The following is a 17380-nucleotide window of genomic DNA, read 5'->3' on the forward strand; positions in this document are numbered from 1 at the left end:
GTGTCACGCCCCTGCCCGGCCCCGGGCCGGGTGGCAGGCGTCGGCTATTCCACCGTCACCGATTTCGCCAGGTTGCGCGGCTGGTCCACATCGGTGCCCTTGGCCACCGCGACGTGATAGGCCAGCAACTGCACCGGCACCGCATAGACGATCGGCGCGATCAGCGGGTGGACCTTCGGCATCGTGATCGTCGCGATACAGCCGTCGCCCGCCGCCTGGATACCGTCATAGTCGCTGATGAGCACGACCTTGCCGCCGCGCGCCATCACTTCCTGCATGTTGCTGATCGTCTTGTCGAACAACGGCCCCGACGGCGCGATGACGATAACCGGCACATGTTCGTCGATCAACGCGATCGGCCCGTGCTTCATTTCGCCGGCGGCATAGCCCTCGGCGTGGATATAGCTGATTTCCTTCAGCTTCAGCGCGCCTTCCAGCGCCAGCGGGTAATCGGTGCCGCGCCCCAGATACAGCACGTCGCGCGCGCCCGCGATGACGTGCGCCATCGCCTCGATCGCCTCGTCATATGCCAGCGCGCCGTTGATCGCAGCGGGTGCCTCGGCCAGATGGCGGACGAGGTTGCGTTCCTCCGCCTCGTCCAGCCGCCCCTTGGCCTTCGCAAGATTGGCGGCCAGCGCCGCAAGCACCGCCAGCTGGCACGTGAACGCCTTGGTCGACGCCACGCCGATCTCAGGCCCGGCATGCGTCGGCAGCAACAGGTCCGCCTCGCGCGCCATCGTGCTGGTCGGTACGTTGACGACGACCGCGATCGTCTGCCCCTCGCCCTTGGCGTGGCGCAGTGCGGCGAGCGTGTCGGCAGTCTCGCCCGACTGGCTGATGAACAGCGCCAGCCCGCCATCCTCCATCACCGGCGCACGATACCGGAACTCGGACGCGACATCGAGGTCGACGGGCACCCGCGCGAACTGTTCGAACCAGTATTTGGTGACCATGCCGGCATAGAAGCTGGTCCCGCACGCGACGATCGTGACGCGGCGGATGCCCGACAGGTCGAACTCCGGGATCGGCAGCACGACCTTGCCTTCGAACCGCTGAAGATAGCCGCGCAGCGTCTGCGCGACCACGATCGGCTGTTCGTAGATTTCCTTCTGCATGAAGTGGCGGTGATTGCCCTTGTCGATCAGCGCGCCGGTGACGCCCGACAGCGTGACCGGACGATCCACCGCCGCATTGTCGCGATCGTACACCTGTGCCGAATCGCGCGTGCACACGACCCAGTCGCCTTCTTCCAGATAGGCGATACGCTGCGTCAGCGGCGCGAGCGCGAGCGCGTCGGAGCCGAGATACACTTCACCTTCCCCATACCCCAGCACCAGCGGCGAGCCGAGCCGCGCGCCGATCAGCAGGTCGGGATGCTGGCGGAACAGGATCGCCAGCGCGAACGCACCGTGCAGCCGGGGCAGGATCGCCTTCACCGCATCGGTGGGCGACCGTCCGGCCTCGACCTGTTCGCTGACCAGATGCGCGACGACCTCGGTATCGGTCTCGCTGGTGAACACGCGGCCGCGCGCCTGCAATTCCTCGCGCAGCGGCTTGAAGTTCTCGATGATGCCGTTGTGGACCACCGCCACTTCGTCGGTCGCATGCGGATGGGCGTTGTTGGTGGTCGGGCCGCCATGCGTCGCCCAGCGGGTATGCGCGATGCCGACCGTGCCGGGCAGCGGGTGCGCCGCCAGTTCGCGGCCCAGATTGACCAGCTTGCCCGATGCCCGCCGCCGTTCGATCGCCATGCCGTCGATCGTGGCAATGCCCGCCGAGTCATAGCCGCGATATTCCAGCCGCTTCAGCCCGTCGAGCAGGCGATCGGCCACGGCATCCGTACCGATGATTCCAACGATTCCACACATGTCACGGTCTCCGGCGGGACTGCCCGCATTTCATTTCGCGGCCTTGGCGGCCTTTTGTTTCGTACGGAAGGCGGCGGCCCAGCCGGGGCGGTCGGTGCGTTCGGGCCGGACCAGCGCCAGCGCATCGGCGGCGACGTCGCGCGTCACCACCGATCCCGCCGCGACGATCGCGCCGTCGCCGACCGTCACCGGCGCGACCAGCGCGCTGTTCGACCCGATGAACGCACCCGCACCGATATTCGTGCGGTTCTTGAAGAAACCGTCGTAATTACACGTGATCGTGCCCGCGCCGATATTGGCACCCGCGCCGATCGTGGCATCGCCCAGATAGGTCAGGTGGTTCGCCTTCGCACCATCGCCCAGCACGCTGTTCTTCACCTCGACGAAGTTGCCGACGCGACTGCCCGCGCCCAGCACCGCGCCGGGGCGCAGCCGTGCATAGGGGCCGACATCGGCCCCGGCGGCGACGGTCGCACCCTCCAGGTGACTGAACGCGTGGATCGTCACGCCGTCGCCGATCGTCGTGCCGGGGCCGAACACGACATTGGGTTCGATCGTGACGTCGCGGCCAAGGATCGTGTCGTGCGCGAACCAGACGGTATCGGGCGCGATCAGCGTCACCCCGTCAGCCATCGCCCGCGCCCGGCGCGCGCGTTGCCATTCGCCTTCCAGCGCGGCCAGTTCGCCACGGCTGTTGACCCCGGCGACCTCGACCGCGCCGGTTTCGATCACCGCCGATCCCCGCCCGTCGGCGGCGGCGAGCATGACGATGTCGGGCAGGTAATATTCGCCCGCCGCATTGGCGTTGCCGACGCGGGCGAGCAGCGCGAACAGATCTTCGCCCCGCACCGCCATCAACCCGGAATTGCACAGCGTTTCCGCGCGCTCCGCCGGCGATGCGTCCTTATATTCGACCATCCGCACGATGCGACCGTCGCCATCGGCGATCACCCGGCCATACGCGCCCGGATCGGCGGGGCGGAAGCCCAGCACGACCACCGCAGGCGCATCGGCATCGTGCAGCCGTGCGATCATCCGCTGCATCGTATCGGCGCGCACCAGCGGCACATCGCCGTACAATATGATCACGTCGCCCGCGAAGTCCGCCAGCGCAGCCTTTGCCTGCAACACCGCATGGCCTGTGCCCAGCTGTTCGTCCTGCGCCACGATCGTCGCACCGTGCGGCGCGACGGCGCGCGCCACCTGTTCGCGCCGCGCACCGACGACGACGGCGGTCTGCGCGGGGGACAGCGCCGCCACGCTGTCGAGCAGATGCAGCAACATCGGCCGCCCGGCGATCGGGTGCAACACCTTGTGCAGGTCGGATTTCATGCGGGTGCCTTGCCCGGCGGCAAGGATCACGGCGGCGATGGGACGCGGTTCCATCGCGCGGCTGTGGCACAGCAACCTTGCCAATTCCACTACACCGGCCGCAAAGACGAACGATGCAGGATTTTCCCTTCGCGATCGTCGGATTCGACCTCGACGGCACGTTCATCGACACCAGCGGCGACCTGACCGCAGCGGTCAACCATGCACTGGCCGCAGCCGGTCGCCCGCCCCTGACCCGCGAACAGGTGGTGCCGATGATCGGCGGCGGGGCCAGGCACATGCTGAAGCTGGGGATGACCGCGACCGGCGGCGGGGACGATGCCGAACTCGACCGGCTCCATCCCCTGCTGCTCGATCACTACGCCGCGAACATCGCGGTCCTGTCGCGACCGTTTCCGGGGGCGATGGCGGTGCTGGACGAACTGGGCGCGCTGGGGGTGAAGGTCGCGATCGTCACCAACAAGCTCGAATCGCTGGCGCACAAATTACTGGGCGAACTCGGCATCGCCGACCGGTTCGCCTGCGTCATCGGCGGCGACACGATGGGGCCGGGCCGGTCCAAGCCGGACCGCGCACCGATCGACGCGATGATCGAACGATGCGGCGGCGGCGCGGCGGCGTTCGTCGGCGATTCGGTCTTCGATATTCAGGCCGCGCGCAATGCCGGTATCCCGTCGGTCGCGGTATCGTTCGGATTCCTGATGCAGCCGGTCGCCGAACTGAATGCCGATGCGGTGATCGACCGCTATGCCGACCTCGTGCCGACGCTGCGCATGCTGGGATAGCGGAACCCGTCCCGCCCCCTGCGCGCTACCCCGCCGACCCCGTATCACCCGAAGGAACGCCCATGTCCCGCCCCGCCGCCCTTGTTACCGGAGCATCGTCCGGCATCGGCCTCAGCTTCGCGCACCACCTTGCGCGGACCGGCCACGACCTGATCCTCGTCGCCCGGCGCGAGGACCGGTTGCGCACGCTGGCCGACGAACTGGCCGACGAACACGGCATCGCGGTGGAAGTGATCGTCGCCGATCTGGCCGATCCCGACGATCTGGACGTCGTCGAGGCGCGGCTGACCGAAGGCGAGCCGGTCGACCTGTTCGTCAACAATGCGGGCTTCGCGGCGTTCGGCAAGGTCGGCGACGGCGATCGCGACGACATGACCGACATGCTGCTGCTCAACGTCGTCGCATTTGCCCGGCTGGCGGATGCCGCCGTCGCGGGCATGACCACCCATGGTCGCGGCACGATCATCAATGTCGGGTCGGGCACGTTGTTCTCGAAGCTGCCGGGCTATGCCGGTTACGGCGCGACCAAGGCGTTCGTCGCCTATTACACGCGCACGATGCAGGTCGAGGCGGAGGGCAGCGGCATTCGCGTCCAGTTGCTGATCCCCGGCGTCACCGCGACCGATTTCCACCATGTCGCGGGGCACAGCGTCGACGATTTTCCGCCCGAACGCGTCATGTCGCCCGACGATCTGGTGGTTGCCTCGCTCCGCGCGCTCGAACTGGGCGAACCGGTGTGTATCCCCGCGCTGCCCGATATCGCCGATTGGGACGCGCTGGTCGCTGCGGAGGCGAAGATCGGCCCGAACGCGTCGAGCGACCGGATCGCCGCGCGCTATCACGGATGAACGGGTTTGACTTGATCGCCCCCATCAATTCTTAAACTCCCCCGGTTAACAGCGTCGCGACGGGGCGATCGATGGGGGACGGGGTGCGGCGGGTTCTGGTCATTTTCGGTACGCGCCCCGAAGCGATCAAGCTGTTCCCGCTGATCCACGCCCTGCGCGCCGATCCGGCGTTCGACACCCGCGTCGTCGTGACCGGCCAGCATCGCGACATGCTGGACCAGGTGCTCGATTTCGCCGGGATCGTCCCCGACGTCGATTGCCGGGTGATGACCGCCGGCCAGTCGCTTGATGCGCTGACCGCGCGGCTGCTGGACGCGCTGGGAACGGTGCTCGATGCGGAGCGGCCCGATCGGGTGATCGTTCAGGGCGACACCGCCACCGCGATGGTCGCCGCGCTCGCCGCCTATTACCGCAAGGTGCCGGTGGCGCATGTCGAAGCCGGCCTGCGCAGCGGCGACATCCACCATCCGTGGCCCGAAGAGGTCAACCGCAAGATCGTCGGCACCATCGCCGACCTGCATTTCGCGCCGACCCGCACCGCCGCCGACGCGCTGCTGGCCGAAAACGTGCCGCCCGGTCGGGTCCATGTCACCGGCAACACCGTGATCGACGCGCTGCATCTGGCGCAGGCGCGCATTGCCGCCGATCCCGCGCGGACACAGGCGCTGGACGCGCTCGCGACGCGCTTCGCCGACAAGCGCGTGATCCTCGTCACCACGCACCGCCGCGAGAATTTCGGCGACGGCATGGCCGCCATCGCCCGCGCCATCGCCCGCATCGCCGCGCGCGACGATGTCGGCGTCGTGTTTCCGGTCCATCCCAACCCGCAGGTGCGCGAACCGATGCAGGCGATGCTGGGCGATCATCCCCGCATCGCGCTGATCGATCCGCAGGATTATCCGCATTTCGTCCGGCTGCTCGGCCTGTGTCACCTCGTGCTGACGGATTCGGGCGGGGTGCAGGAAGAAGCGCCGGGCTTGGGCAAACCGGTGCTGGTGATGCGCGAGACGACCGAACGCCCCGAAGGCGTCGTGGCCGGCACCGCGCGGCTGATCGGCGCGGACGAGGACCGGATCGTGGACGAAGTCGTCCGTCTGCTCGACGATCCCGCCGCCTATGCCGCGATGGCCCGCGCGCACAATCCGTTCGGCGACGGCCATGCGTCCGCCCGTATCGTGGGAGTCCTTCGTGCCTGAACAACGTATCGCCGCCGCAACCGGCTATGACGTGTGCGTCGTCGGTCTGGGCTATATCGGGTTGCCCACCGCCGCCGTCGTCGCCCGGTCGGGCGCGCGGGTGATCGGCATCGACGTCAGCCAGCGCGTGGTCGATACCGTCGCGCGCGGCGATATCCATATCGAGGAAGCTGATCTGGACACGCTGGTACGCGACGTGGTGACGCTCGGGCGGCTGACCACCGCGACCGTGCCCGCTTCCGCCGACACCTTCGTCATCGCGGTGCCGACGCCGTTCGGTCCGGGCCATGTCCCCGACCTGTCGCATGTGCTGGACGCGACCCGCGCGATCGCGCCGGTGCTGCGTCCGGGCAACGCCGTGATCCTAGAATCGACCTCGCCGGTCGGCACCACCGAACGCATCCGCGACCTGCTGGCCGAACTGCGCCCCGATCTCGCGCTGCCGGGAATTGCCGCACAACCGGATATCGCCGTCGCCTATTGCCCCGAACGCGTGCTGCCCGGCCGCATCCTGCTGGAACTGGTGTCGAACGAACGGTCGATCGGCGGGATCACCCCCGCCTGTGCCGAAGCCGCCTGCGCCTTCTACCGCCGGTTCGTCGAGGGGGCGTGCACCGTCACGTCGGCGCGCACCGCCGAAATGGTCAAGCTGGTCGAAAACACCAGCCGCGACGTCGCCATCGCGTTTGCCAACGAACTGTCGATCGTGTGTGACCGGATGGACCTGAACGTGTGGGATGTCATCGACCTCGCCAACCGCCATCCGCGCGTCAACATCCTGCGGCCCGGCCCCGGTGTCGGCGGCCATTGCATCGCGGTCGACCCCTGGTTCATCGTCGATGCCGCACCGGACGAAACGCCGCTGATCCGCACTGCGCGCGAAGTGAACGACGGCAAGGTCGACCATGTCGTCGCCCGCGCCTGCGCGATGCTCGATGCCGACCCGTCGGCGCGCGCCGCGCTGCTCGGCCTCGCGTTCAAGGCGGATATCGACGACCTGCGCGAAAGCCCGGCGGTCAAGGTCGCCCAGCGATTGATCGCGCGCCATGGCGACCGCATCGACCTTGTCGAACCGTTCGTCGACACGCTGCCGTCGGCACTGGCCGGGGGGCGGCTGGTATCGCTGGACGACGCACTGGCGCAGGACGACATCCTGATCGTACTGGTCGACCACAGCGCCTTCAGCGCCGTCCCGCCGGAAGCACGCGCGGGCAAGCGGGTGTACGACACGCGCGGGCTGTGGCGTTAGGGTAGCGGCGACGGGGTAGCGGCGGACCCGGAATTTGACGGGTTGCTCCAACACTCTACGCTCATGCCGGGATTCTGATGAATACAGGTATGACCGTTCATCCTGAGTAGCCATCGAGCCTGTCGAAATGGCGTATCGAAGGACTGCCACGGTGCTTCGACTTCGCTCGGTCGCTACTCAGCATGAACGGGATATCCTGATCCTGGATCTGCTACAGCCGCCCCCCTCAATGAAAATCGCGCGACTTCGGCACCAGCCGCACGTCGCGCGGATGGCGCGCGGCGGGCGGGCGGACCATCGGTTCGGCGGGTCCGCCCTCGCCCAGCCGGTCGAGCAGCACGCTGCGATCCTCGACGCGGTTGCCCATCAGGTGGACGATCCCTTCGGGGCTGCGCTGCACCTCGCCTTCGACCAGCATCAGCCGCGCGCCCATCACCTCTCGGCGATACGCCTCGAACAACCGTGCCCACAGCACGACGTTGGTGATGCCGCTTTCGTCCTCGATCGTGACGAAGATCGCATTGCCCTTGCCCGGTCGCTGCCGGACGAGGACGAGGCCGGCGGTGCGCAGCCGGGTTCCCGCCTTCGCGCCCTGCACCTGCGCGCAACTCGCCACGCCGGCGCGCGTCAGCGTGTCGCGCAGGAACGCCATCGGATGTCCCTTCAGCGACAGGCGCAGCGTCTGGTAATCGGTCACCACCTGTTCGACCGGCGGCATCACGGGCAGGTCCATCGCCGGCTCGACGCCCAGTTCGGCAGCGCGGGCATGGGCGAACAGCGGCAGTTCGCGCTCGGGCGTCCGTCGCACCTCCCACAGCGCCGCCCGCCGGTCGAGCGCCATCGATCCGAACGCATCGGCATCGGCCAGTATCTGCAACGCGCGTTGCGGCAACCCTGCGCGCCGCGCCAGTTCCTCGACCGTGGCAAAGGGTGCCTGCGTCCGTTCCGCCACGATCGCGTCGGCCCAGCGTTCGCGGAACCCGTCCATCTGGCGAAACCCCATGCGGATGCCGGGCGGCGTCCCCTCGATCGCATTGTCCCACCCGCTGGCATTCACGTCGATGCCCAGCACCGGCACGTCATGGTCGCGGGCGTCGCGCACGATTTGCGCCGGGGCATAGAATCCCATCGGCTGCGAATTGAGCAGCGCACAGGCGAACACCGCCGGATGATGGCATTTGATCCACGACGAGACATAGACCAGCCGCGCGAACGACAGCGCGTGGCTTTCGGGAAAGCCATAGCTGCCGAACCCCTCGATCTGGCGGAAACAGCGTTCGGCGAAATCGGTTTCGTATCCGCGTGCCGTCATGCCATCGACCAGCTTCCTGCGGAACGTGTCGATCGTGCCGGTATTGCGGAACGTGGCCATCGCCCGCCGCAATTCGTTCGATTCGCCGGGCGTAAAGCCGGCGGCGGTGATCGCCAGCTTCATCACCTGTTCCTGGAACAGCGGCACGCCGAACGTCTTGCCCAGCAGCAGTTCCAGTTCGCGCGGATCGTGCGGCGGACTGGGCGACGGGAACACCACCGGTTCCAGCCCGGCACGCCGCCGCAGATAGGGGTGGACCATGTCGCCCTCGATCGGTCCCGGCCGCACGATCGCCACCTGCACCGTCAGGTCGTAGATCGATTTCGGCTTCAACCGGGGCAGCATGTTGATCTGTGCACGGCTTTCCACCTGGAACACGCCGATGCTGTCGCCCTTTTCCAGCATCGCATAGACGGCGGGATCGTCGCCCTTCAGGTCGACGGTCAGGTCGTGGTCGCCCATGCCGTGCTGCCGCATCAGGTCGAACGCCTTGCGGATGCAGGTCAGCATGCCCAGCGCCAGCACGTCGACCTTCATCAGCCCCAGAACGTCGATATCGTCCTTGTCCCATTCGATGAAGGTCCGCCCCGGCATCGCGCCGTTGTGGATCGGCACCATTTCATCCAGCCGGTCCTGCGTCAGCACGAACCCGCCGACATGCTGCGACAGATGCCGGGGAAACCGCAGGATCTGGTCGACCAGCCATCGCAGCTGCGCGATCTGCGGATTGGCCGGGTCGAACCCCGCGCTGGTATAGCGCCGTTCCTCCATTGCGCCCGCAAAGCTGCCCCACACGGTGCTGCCCAGCCGCTGCGTCACGTCGCGTGTCAGCCCCAGCACGCGCCCGACCTCTGCGACGGCACTGCGCGGCCGGTAATGGATCACCGTCGCGGCGATGCCCGCGCGGTGGCGGCCATAGCGTTCATAGATGTACTGGATCACCTCCTCGCGCCGTTCATGTTCGAAATCGACGTCGATATCGGGCGGTTCGCTGCGTTCGGCGGACACGAAGCGCGAGAATAGCAGGTCGTGCTCGCCGGGATCGACCGATGTGACGCCCAGCAGGAAACACACGATCGAATTGGCCGCCGATCCGCGTCCCTGACACAGGATCGGCCGTTCGCGCGACCGGGCGAAGCGGACGATATCGTGCACCGTCAGGAAATAATGCGCATAGTCCTGCTGCCGGATCAGCGCATATTCCTCGTCCAGCCGGCGGCGGATATCGGCGGGCAGGTCCTCGCCATAACGGTCGTGCGCGGCGGCGGTGACCATGTGTTCCAGCCAGCCCTGCGCGCTCCACCCGTCGGGGACGGGTTCGTGCGGATACTGGTATTTCAGGTCGTCGAGCGTGAAGCCGATCCGGTCGAGCAGCGCGTCCGTCTCCGCCACCGCCTGCGGATGATCGGCGAACAGCCGCGCCATCTCCGCCGGCTCCTTCAGATGCCGTTCGGCATTGGCGGCAAGGACGCGCCCGGCGGCGGCGATCGTCGTGCCTTCGCGGATACAGGTCAGCACGTCGTGCAGCGCGCGTTGTTCGTGCGTCGCGTACAGCGCGTCGTTGGTGGCGATCAGCGGCACGCCCGCCGCCCGCGCCAGCGCGATCCGGCCCGCCAGCCGCCGCCGGTCGCGTCCGCCGCGCGGCATCGTCGCCGCCAGCCAGACCCGGCCGGGACAGGCCTGTCGCAACCGCACCAGCAGGTCGCGATCGCCATCGCACGCGATCAGCAGCAACCCTTCGGCAAACGACAGTAGGTCGGCCAGATGCAGTTCGCATTCGCCCTTCTTCGCGCGCAGATTGCCGGTGCTGAGCAACCGCGTCAGCCGCCCCCATGCCGCGCGATCGACCGGATAGGCGACGATGTCCGGCGTCCCGTCGGCGAACACCAGCCGCGCACCGACCACCAGCCGGAACGGCAACGGCGGCAATCCCGCTTCCGCCGCCTGCCGCGACGCATCGCGCAGCGCCTTGTGCGCCTGCACCACCCCCGCCACGGTGTTGCGGTCGGCGATGCCGATCCCGGTCATCTTCAGCGCGATCGCCTGTCCCACCATGTCGCACGCCGCCGACGCGCCGCGCAGGAACGAAAAATTGGTGGCCGCGACCAGTTCGGCGAAACCGGTCATGGCAATGTAGCAGCAACGCGTTCGTCGGCGCAGACCGCGCCGGGACGACGGAACGGGGCCGAACCCCGCCGGGCGGCCGTCCCGGGCATCGCGCGCCGGCGCGAAACGATCGCCGCCGCGCCACGCCGATTCACGCGAACACCCCGTGGACATACCATCCCGGATCGGCGGTTTCGCGTTCGTACAGCCCGTGGCGAAAGATCCAGTACCGCCGCCCGCGCACATCCTCGACCCGGTAATAATCGCGCGTGTGCGCCCGCGACTGGCCGCGTCGCCACCATTGCGCGGCGATGCGTTCCGGCCCTTCGAACCGGATCACGTCGTGCAGCACCCGTCGCCAGCGGAACCGGTGCGGCGGGCCGTCGGGCACCTCCGCCATCACCTCGATCCGCTGCGGCGGGTCGAACAGGTGGATCGGGCGCAGCGGCGGCTCCCCTGCCTCCGCCTCGTCCCATGCCACCGGCACCGGCGGTGCGTCCTGCGCCGCCATCGTCAGCACGCCCTGTTCGGGCAGATGGCTGTCGTTGGGCGTCAGGCGACAGATGCGCCCGCGTCCCAGCCGCGTACTCAACCGGTCGACCAGCGCCGCCATCGCCTCGTCGCTGACCGCACCGCCTTCCAGCCGCAGCTGCGTCGGTGCCAGCGGCTCGATCGCGGGCACGCTCATGCGGATCATGTCGAACCCGAATCCCGGATCGATCGGATCGGCCAGCGCGTCGATCCGTTCGCGGAACAGCCGAACCAGCGTCGGCGGATCGCGCAGCGGCAACCCGCTGTCGATCGCCAGATCGCGCATCGCCCCGTCGGCCCGGTACAGCCGCACCGCAAAGCGTCGCCCGCCCTTGTCGCGCGCGGTCAGTTCCGCATCGGCCTCCGCCGCCAGATCGCCGATCGTCGCCAGCACGTCGTCGGTCCGCGCGATCGGATCGGCGAAGCGGCGTTCGAAGAACAAGGCGGGCAGCGCGCGACGCGGGCGCAGCCGCTGGTCGGCCTGTCCCAGCACGCGGGCCAGCGCCGCCACCGTTTCCTCGCCGAAGCGGGCAGCCAGCGGTGCGGTCGGACGGCTGGCCAGATCGCCGATCGTCTTCAGCCCCGCCCGGCGCAGCGCCACCACGATCTCGTCGTCCAGCCGCAGCGCCGCCACGCCCAGCCGCCGGATCGCCGACGCCTCGTTCGCCGCCGGAGCGGTCTGGAACCGGGCGAGCGCCTGTGCAGCGTCGGGCGTGTCGGCCAGCGCGTGACGCAATTCGCCGAAGCGTTGCAACCGTTCCTCGACCTCCGTCACCAGCGCGGCTTCGCCACCGAACAGATGCGCGCAGCCGGTGATGTCCAGCGTCACCCCGTCGCCACCGTCCAGCGCGACCATCGGCGTGAAACGGTCGCACGCATCGGCGATCCGCTCCAGCCAGCCATGGTCGGCGAACGGGTCGGCATCGACCACCGCCAGTTCGGGCAGTTGCGCGCGTGCCGTGGCCAGCGCCATGCCCGGCACCATGCCCAGCGCCAGCGCGCGGGCATCGGGCGACGCGATGCGCAGGCTGCCGCGCACCATCTCGACACAGGCGAAGGGGGCGTCATCCGGTACGACGCAGGGGGACGACCGTGCCAGCCGGTCGGTCGGCAGGAACGGCCACCACAGCGCCAGATGACGCCGCGGGGCTGGCGAAGACGGCTTGGTCACGGTTCCACTCCACTTGCCAGCGCCCATCGGCTCCCCGGCCGCGCTGACGCAATAATTCCAGATCGAGCGTGGCATGCCCCGGCGCATTCGCCGCCAGTGGCTGCGACGCGCAGGATCGCACCGCCCAGCGCGTGTCGGCGGCGCTGGCAACCGGGGTGGCGGCGATGCGCAGCACCAGCGCCGCCACCCCGCTTTCCTCCGCCGCCAGCGCCAGCCGCCGGCTGGCGGTCAGGTCGAGCGCGCGAGGGTCGCGGTGCAGTTCGACGATTGCCACCCCCACCCCGGCGCAGCGCACCACGTCGGCGGCGGCGCGCAATACCGCCAGCGCATCGGGCAACAGCCCCAGCAGCAGACGCGCCGGGTTCAGCCCGATATCGACCAGCCCCGGCGCGTGCAGATGCCCGCCCGCGCGCACCGCCGATTCCTCGCGCAGCCACACGATGCCGCCGCCCGCCCGCCCAGCCCCCATCCGTATCGCCAGCATCCCGGCGAATCCGGTCGCGCTGCCGGCATCGCCCGCTTCCAGTGCGAAGATTTCATGCACCCGCCCGCGCGCGATCCCGCCGCCCAGCGCGGCGTCGATGTCGCCATGCCCGGTGGCGACGCGCACCGCATCGACCGTCGCTCCCCGCCGCTCGATCGCGGCGATGCGACGCTTCAGGTCGCGCAGGGAGGACGATTCTTCGTTCATGATATGTTCTTATCGCGCCGATGCTGCGGCGAAGTCAATCGGCGGCGGACGCCGCCCCTGTACCCGACGGGGATTCGAGGCGCCCGGCAAGCGGGCACCCCGACCGGTTACCCGATGCGCACCTGACCCAATGCCCGCGCGAGCTGTTCGATCGAATAGGGCTTCTGCAACAGCACGTGCCCGCCCGTGCCCTGTTGCGCCAGAACGTGGCTGTACCCGCTGGTCAGCACGACCGGCATGGCGGGCCATTGTTCGCAGATCGCCGCCGCCAGTTCGATGCCCGACCGGCCGGGCATCACCACGTCGGTGAACACCACCGCGAAACGATGCCCCGCCTCCCCGATCTGCGTCATCGCGGCGTCGGCATTGGATGCCCAGACCGATTCATACCCCAGTTCGGCCAGCGCCTGCGTCGCGAATCGACCGACTTCGGCATTGTCCTCGACCACGAGCACGCACGATCCGGGCGCCAGCCGCCGGGCGTCGGTTTCGGTCGATCCGCGCTGCATGCCCGAATCGGCCGCGACGCGTGGCAGATACAGGGTGAAGGTCGTGCCGACCCCGACTTCGCTTTCGACGATCACGCCGCCGTTCGACTGCTTGGCGAACCCGAATACCTGGCTCAGCCCCAACCCTGTGCCGTGCCCGACCGCCTTGGTGGTGAAAAAAGGTTCGAAGATATGTTCGATCCGGTCCGCCGGAATCCCGCTGCCGGTATCGCGGATCGCGACGCGGACCATCGCGCCGTCGACGCGCGGGTGGTTGCGCACGGCGGGCATGTGATCGGCGGGCGATACCGCGATCGTCAGTTGGCCTTCGCCATCCATCGCATCGCGCGCATTGACCGCCATGTTGACGATCGCGGTATCGAACTGGCTGGGATCGGCGTTGACGCAGCAATCGTCGTCGCAATGCTCCAGCGTCAGCACGATCCGCGATCCGCTGAGCGTCCGCAACATGTCGCCCAGCGCCGCCACGCTCTCGCTCGCGTCGAACACCTGTGGCTGCAACGTCTGTCGCCGCGCGAACGCGAGCAACTGTGCGGTCAACCGCGTCGCGCGCTCGGTCGTGTCGGCGATCGCGTCGATATAGCGGCGGCGGCGGTCGTCCGACAGGCCGGGGCGCTTGAGCAGGTCGACCGATCCCTGGATCACCGTCAGCAGATTGTTGAAATCATGCGCGACGCCGCCGGTCAGCTGTCCGACTGCCTCGACCTTCTGCGACTGGCGCAGTGCCTCCTCGGTCTGGCGCAGCGTTTCCTCCGCCTCCTTCTCGGCGGTGACGTGACGTCCGGTCGCATAGATTCGGTTGCGTGCCGGCCCCGCGACCCACGCCATCCATCGCCAGCCGCCATCGGCATGGGCATAGCGGTTGCGGATCGTCTCGATCGGTCCCGCCGCCGCATCGGCCATGGCCTGCGCCATCACCGGCCGGTCTTCGGGATGCGCCAGTTCGACCAGCGACCGGCCGATCAGGCCGTCGTCGCCATGGCCAAGGATCGCGGCCCATGCCGGATTGACCTGCTGGATCACGCCATCGGCATCCAGCACGACCAGCAGGTCGGGCGACGCTTCCCACAACAGGTCGCGTTCGGCGGCGGTGGTGGCGAAATCCTCTTCCAGACGCGCGGCGCGCGATTCCAGCGCACGCTCCATCCGCTTGCGATCGGTCAGGTCGAGCATCGCGCCGATCATCCGCATCGGCCGCCCCTCCCCGTCGCGCAGCACGAATCCGCGATCGAGCACGTCAGCATAGCCACCATCGGCACGACGAAAGCGATATTCCTCCAGCCAGTCGGTGGCAGTGCTGTCGATCAGGGTGTGGATGCTGTCATGCACCCGCTGGTGATCGTCGGGATGAATCTGCCCAATCCACCATGCGCCGGTCGGGTCGACCAGGTCGGGGGTATAGCCATACGCCTTCTCCAGCGCGTCGTTCCACCGCACGGTATCGATCCGCAGATCCCAGTCCCAGATCGCGTCGTTGGTCGCGGCGACCGCATAGCGCAGCCGTTCCTCGGTTTCCTTAAGCGCGGCGCGGGCGCGACGATCGGCGGTCACGTCGCGCACCGTTCCGATCAGCCGGGTCGCGCGGCCGTTCGCGAACAGCGTCAGCCCCTCGGCCGCGACGATGCGCTCCACGCCGTCCTCGATCCCGATCGTGCGGTAATCGACCTCGTACCGCCCCGTTCCCGCCGGATCGAGTGCCGCCACCACCGCCGCCTCGGTCGCGGCGCGATCGTCGGGGTGCAGTGCGGGGGCGAAATGCGTGTCATATTGCGCGGGAACGCCCGGCGATACGCCGAACAGTTCACGGCACCGGTCGTCCCAGTTGAGCGCCCCGGTGGCGGGGACATAATCGAAACTGCCCAGCCGCGCGGCGCGCGTCGCCAGTTCCAGCCGCTCGCGGCTGGTGCGCAGTTCGTTCTCGACGATGCGCTGTTCGGTCATGTCGACGGCGGTGCCGACATAGTGCGTCGCTCGCCCGCCGACCATTTCGGTACAGCGCCCGCGCACCAGCAACCAGCGCAGCTGGCCACCATCGCCCCGGATTCGGAACGTCTTGGAATAATCGCCCAGTTCGGCGATCGCCGCCTGGATTTCCAGCGCCAGCCCGGCACGGTCCTCCGGCTCGACCCGGGCGACGATATCGGTCATCGCCACCCCCTGCGCCATCGCATCGACCGGCTGGCCGAAGAAATTGGCGAGGCGGGGATCGCCCGAAATCGTGCCGGCGGCGACATCCCATGAAAAGAACGCGATCAACCCGGTTTCCAGCGCGGTGTCGAGCCGCAGCCGGCTGGCGTCCAGCGCCTGTCGCGTCAGATGGTCGGCGGTCACGTCGCGCAGGCTTTTGACGAAACCCGACTGGCCGTCGCCGATCAGCGGCGTCACCGCCCCCTGAGCGAAGAATCGCGTGCCGTCCTTGCGGATATGCCAGCGCTCATGCGCCGCCCACCCCTGCGCCCGCGCGGTCGCCAGCGCCTCGCCGGGCTGGCGCGCGGCGACGTCCTCGGGCGTGAAGATCGATGCGAAGGGGCGGCCGATCATCTCCGCCTCGCTCCAACCGAAAATGCGCTCGCCGCCGCTGCTCCAGCTGCGGATCTGGCCGTCCTCATCCATGCTGAAGATCGCGGTGTCGATCGCCGAATCGACGATCGCGCGGTAATTGGCTTCCGCCAGCCGCGCCGATCGCAGCGCCGCGCGCTCGGCGCTCTCGCTGAAACTGGCCGAAATCAGCCCGCCCAGCATCTGCGTTACCAGCATGTGGCGCGACCGGAACGCATCGGGTTCGGTCGCCGTCACCTTCAGCGCACCGAACACTTCGCCCCGACGGACCAGCGGCACCACCATCATCGACCGGATGTTCAGCGACCGGACCACGGCGGCATCGGCCCGCGGATCGGCCCACGCATCGGCGGTGATGAGCGTGCGCCGTTCTTCCAGCGCCAGACCCGAAAACGATCCCGTGACCGGGATGCGCAGTCCGCTATGCGTCTGCATCGTACCCGCGACCGCGGTGTACACCAGCGCGTCGCCTTCTCGCAGCTCCACCGCCACGCCGTCGGCGGACTCCACCGCCGCCAGCGCCGCGCCCACCAGCGCGTTGAGCGCGGTATCGGCATCGCCCCCCGACGCCAGCACCAGTTGCTGTGCTTCGAGCACGGTGTCGAGCATTTCGGCGTCGCGGGCCGCGCGGCCTTCGCGCAGCCGCTGCTCGATCATCAACCGTTCCTGCTCGGTCAGCGCGGTGCGGAGCTCGATCTGCGCGACGACCTGCGCCGCCAGCGCCTTCAGCGCCTCGCCCTGTGGCACGGTCAGCCCGCCGGGGCGCGGCACGGTGTCGATCGCGCACAGGCTGCCCAATGCCGCGCCGGCGGCGGTGACCAGCGGCATGCCGGCATAGAATCGGATGCCCGGATCACCGGTGACCAGCGACATCGCGGCCGTGCGCGGGTCGGTGGACAGATCGTCGATCACGAACAGGTCGCGCTGCCGGATCGCCAGCGCGCAGACCGACGTCTCGATCCCGGTTTCGCACACCTCGACACCGGCGCGCGCCTTGAACCATTGCCGGTCCGCATCGACCAGGCTGACCAGCGCGATCGGCGTGTCGCAGATGGCACGGGTCAGCGCGACCAGATCGTCGAACACCGCCTCCGGTTCCGTATCCAGAATATCGTGCCGGTACAGTGCCTCCAGTCGTTCGTCTTCGGTCCACATCGCTTCGGCTCGCACGGAGGCAGAACGGACGCACCGGCGCCCGCCGTCATCCATTCACCGGGCGGCAC

At 68.6% G+C, this 17380-nt stretch carries 10 protein-coding genes; 4 read left to right on the forward strand and 6 right to left on the reverse strand.

The features are described from left to right. Positions 1 to 44 precede the first annotated feature (44 nt). Both glmS and glmU read right to left on the reverse strand, forming a co-directional pair. Positions 45 to 1868 (reverse strand): glutamine--fructose-6-phosphate transaminase (isomerizing), encoded by a 1824-nt coding sequence (gene glmS / locus IFT55_RS12205; protein ID WP_192092387.1) that lies wholly within the window; start codon positions 1866 to 1868, stop codon positions 45 to 47. 30 nt (positions 1869 to 1898) lie between these two features. After that, on the reverse strand, positions 1899 to 3254 hold the full coding sequence (glmU, locus tag IFT55_RS12210; protein ID WP_192092389.1) for a bifunctional UDP-N-acetylglucosamine diphosphorylase/glucosamine-1-phosphate N-acetyltransferase GlmU: 1356 nt from the start codon (positions 3252 to 3254) through the stop codon (positions 1899 to 1901). A gap of 59 nt (positions 3255 to 3313) precedes the next feature. Here glmU and IFT55_RS12215 point away from each other — a divergent pair, with 59 nt between their 5' ends. The 4 genes from IFT55_RS12215 (at position 3314) to wecC (ending at position 7278) form a co-directional block, all read left to right on the forward strand. Then, positions 3314 to 3985 (forward strand): HAD-IA family hydrolase, encoded by a 672-nt coding sequence (locus tag IFT55_RS12215; RefSeq protein WP_192092391.1) that lies wholly within the window; start codon positions 3314 to 3316, stop codon positions 3983 to 3985. Positions 3986 to 4047: 62 nt separating this feature from the next. Then, positions 4048 to 4833 carry an SDR family NAD(P)-dependent oxidoreductase gene (locus IFT55_RS12220; protein ID WP_192092393.1) on the forward strand — a complete coding sequence of 262 codons (786 nt, stop codon included), beginning with the start codon at positions 4048 to 4050 and terminating at the stop codon, positions 4831 to 4833. Positions 4834 to 4904: 71 nt separating this feature from the next. Next, on the forward strand, positions 4905 to 6029 hold the full coding sequence (gene wecB, locus IFT55_RS12225; protein WP_192092395.1) for a non-hydrolyzing UDP-N-acetylglucosamine 2-epimerase: 1125 nt from the start codon (positions 4905 to 4907) through the stop codon (positions 6027 to 6029). Between the two features lie 7 nt (positions 6030 to 6036). Then, the gene (gene wecC / locus IFT55_RS12230; protein ID WP_446740728.1) at positions 6037 to 7278 is read left to right on the forward strand and encodes a UDP-N-acetyl-D-mannosamine dehydrogenase; all 1242 of its coding nucleotides are present in this window, start codon (positions 6037 to 6039) and stop codon (positions 7276 to 7278) included. 226 nt (positions 7279 to 7504) lie between these two features. Here the strand turns inward: wecC and IFT55_RS12235 are convergent, their stop codons facing one another. The 4 genes from IFT55_RS12235 to IFT55_RS12245 form a co-directional block, all read right to left on the reverse strand. Then, a complete protein-coding gene (locus tag IFT55_RS12235) occupies positions 7505 to 10717 on the reverse strand; it encodes an error-prone DNA polymerase (RefSeq protein WP_192092399.1) in 3213 nt (1070 codons plus the stop codon). Positions 10718 to 10847: 130 nt separating this feature from the next. Then, positions 10848 to 12398, reverse strand: a complete 1551-nt coding sequence (locus IFT55_RS12240; RefSeq protein WP_342029306.1) for a Y-family DNA polymerase — start codon at positions 12396 to 12398, stop codon at positions 10848 to 10850. Next, a complete protein-coding gene (locus IFT55_RS17450; RefSeq protein WP_249403793.1) occupies positions 12292 to 13089 on the reverse strand; it encodes an ImuA family protein in 798 nt (265 codons plus the stop codon). The genes IFT55_RS12240 and IFT55_RS17450 overlap by 107 nt, the downstream gene beginning before the upstream one ends. A 107-nt stretch (positions 13090 to 13196) precedes the next feature. Further along, the gene (locus IFT55_RS12245; RefSeq protein ID WP_192092403.1) at positions 13197 to 17312 is read right to left on the reverse strand and encodes a PAS domain S-box protein; all 4116 of its coding nucleotides are present in this window, start codon (positions 17310 to 17312) and stop codon (positions 13197 to 13199) included. Positions 17313 to 17380: the final 68 nt, after the last annotated feature.

The sequence above is a fragment of the Sphingomonas sp. CFBP 13720 genome (assembly GCF_014842075.1).
In the GTDB taxonomy this organism is placed as follows: domain Bacteria; phylum Pseudomonadota; class Alphaproteobacteria; order Sphingomonadales; family Sphingomonadaceae; genus Sphingomonas.

Coding starts and splice junctions, on each gene's coding strand:
- IFT55_RS12235 (WP_192092399.1), bottom strand. CDS start 10,717: ATGACCGGTTTCGCCGAACTGGTCGCGGCCACCAATTTTTCGTTCCTG.
- wecB (WP_192092395.1), top strand. CDS start 4,905: ATGGGGGACGGGGTGCGGCGGGTTCTGGTCATTTTCGGTACGCGCCCC.
- IFT55_RS12245 (WP_192092403.1), bottom strand. CDS start 17,312: ATGTGGACCGAAGACGAACGACTGGAGGCACTGTACCGGCACGATATT.
- glmU (WP_192092389.1), bottom strand. CDS start 3,254: ATGGAACCGCGTCCCATCGCCGCCGTGATCCTTGCCGCCGGGCAAGGC.
- IFT55_RS17450 (WP_249403793.1), bottom strand. CDS start 13,089: ATGAACGAAGAATCGTCCTCCCTGCGCGACCTGAAGCGTCGCATCGCC.
- IFT55_RS12220 (WP_192092393.1), top strand. CDS start 4,048: ATGTCCCGCCCCGCCGCCCTTGTTACCGGAGCATCGTCCGGCATCGGC.
- glmS (WP_192092387.1), bottom strand. CDS start 1,868: ATGTGTGGAATCGTTGGAATCATCGGTACGGATGCCGTGGCCGATCGC.
- IFT55_RS12215 (WP_192092391.1), top strand. CDS start 3,314: ATGCAGGATTTTCCCTTCGCGATCGTCGGATTCGACCTCGACGGCACG.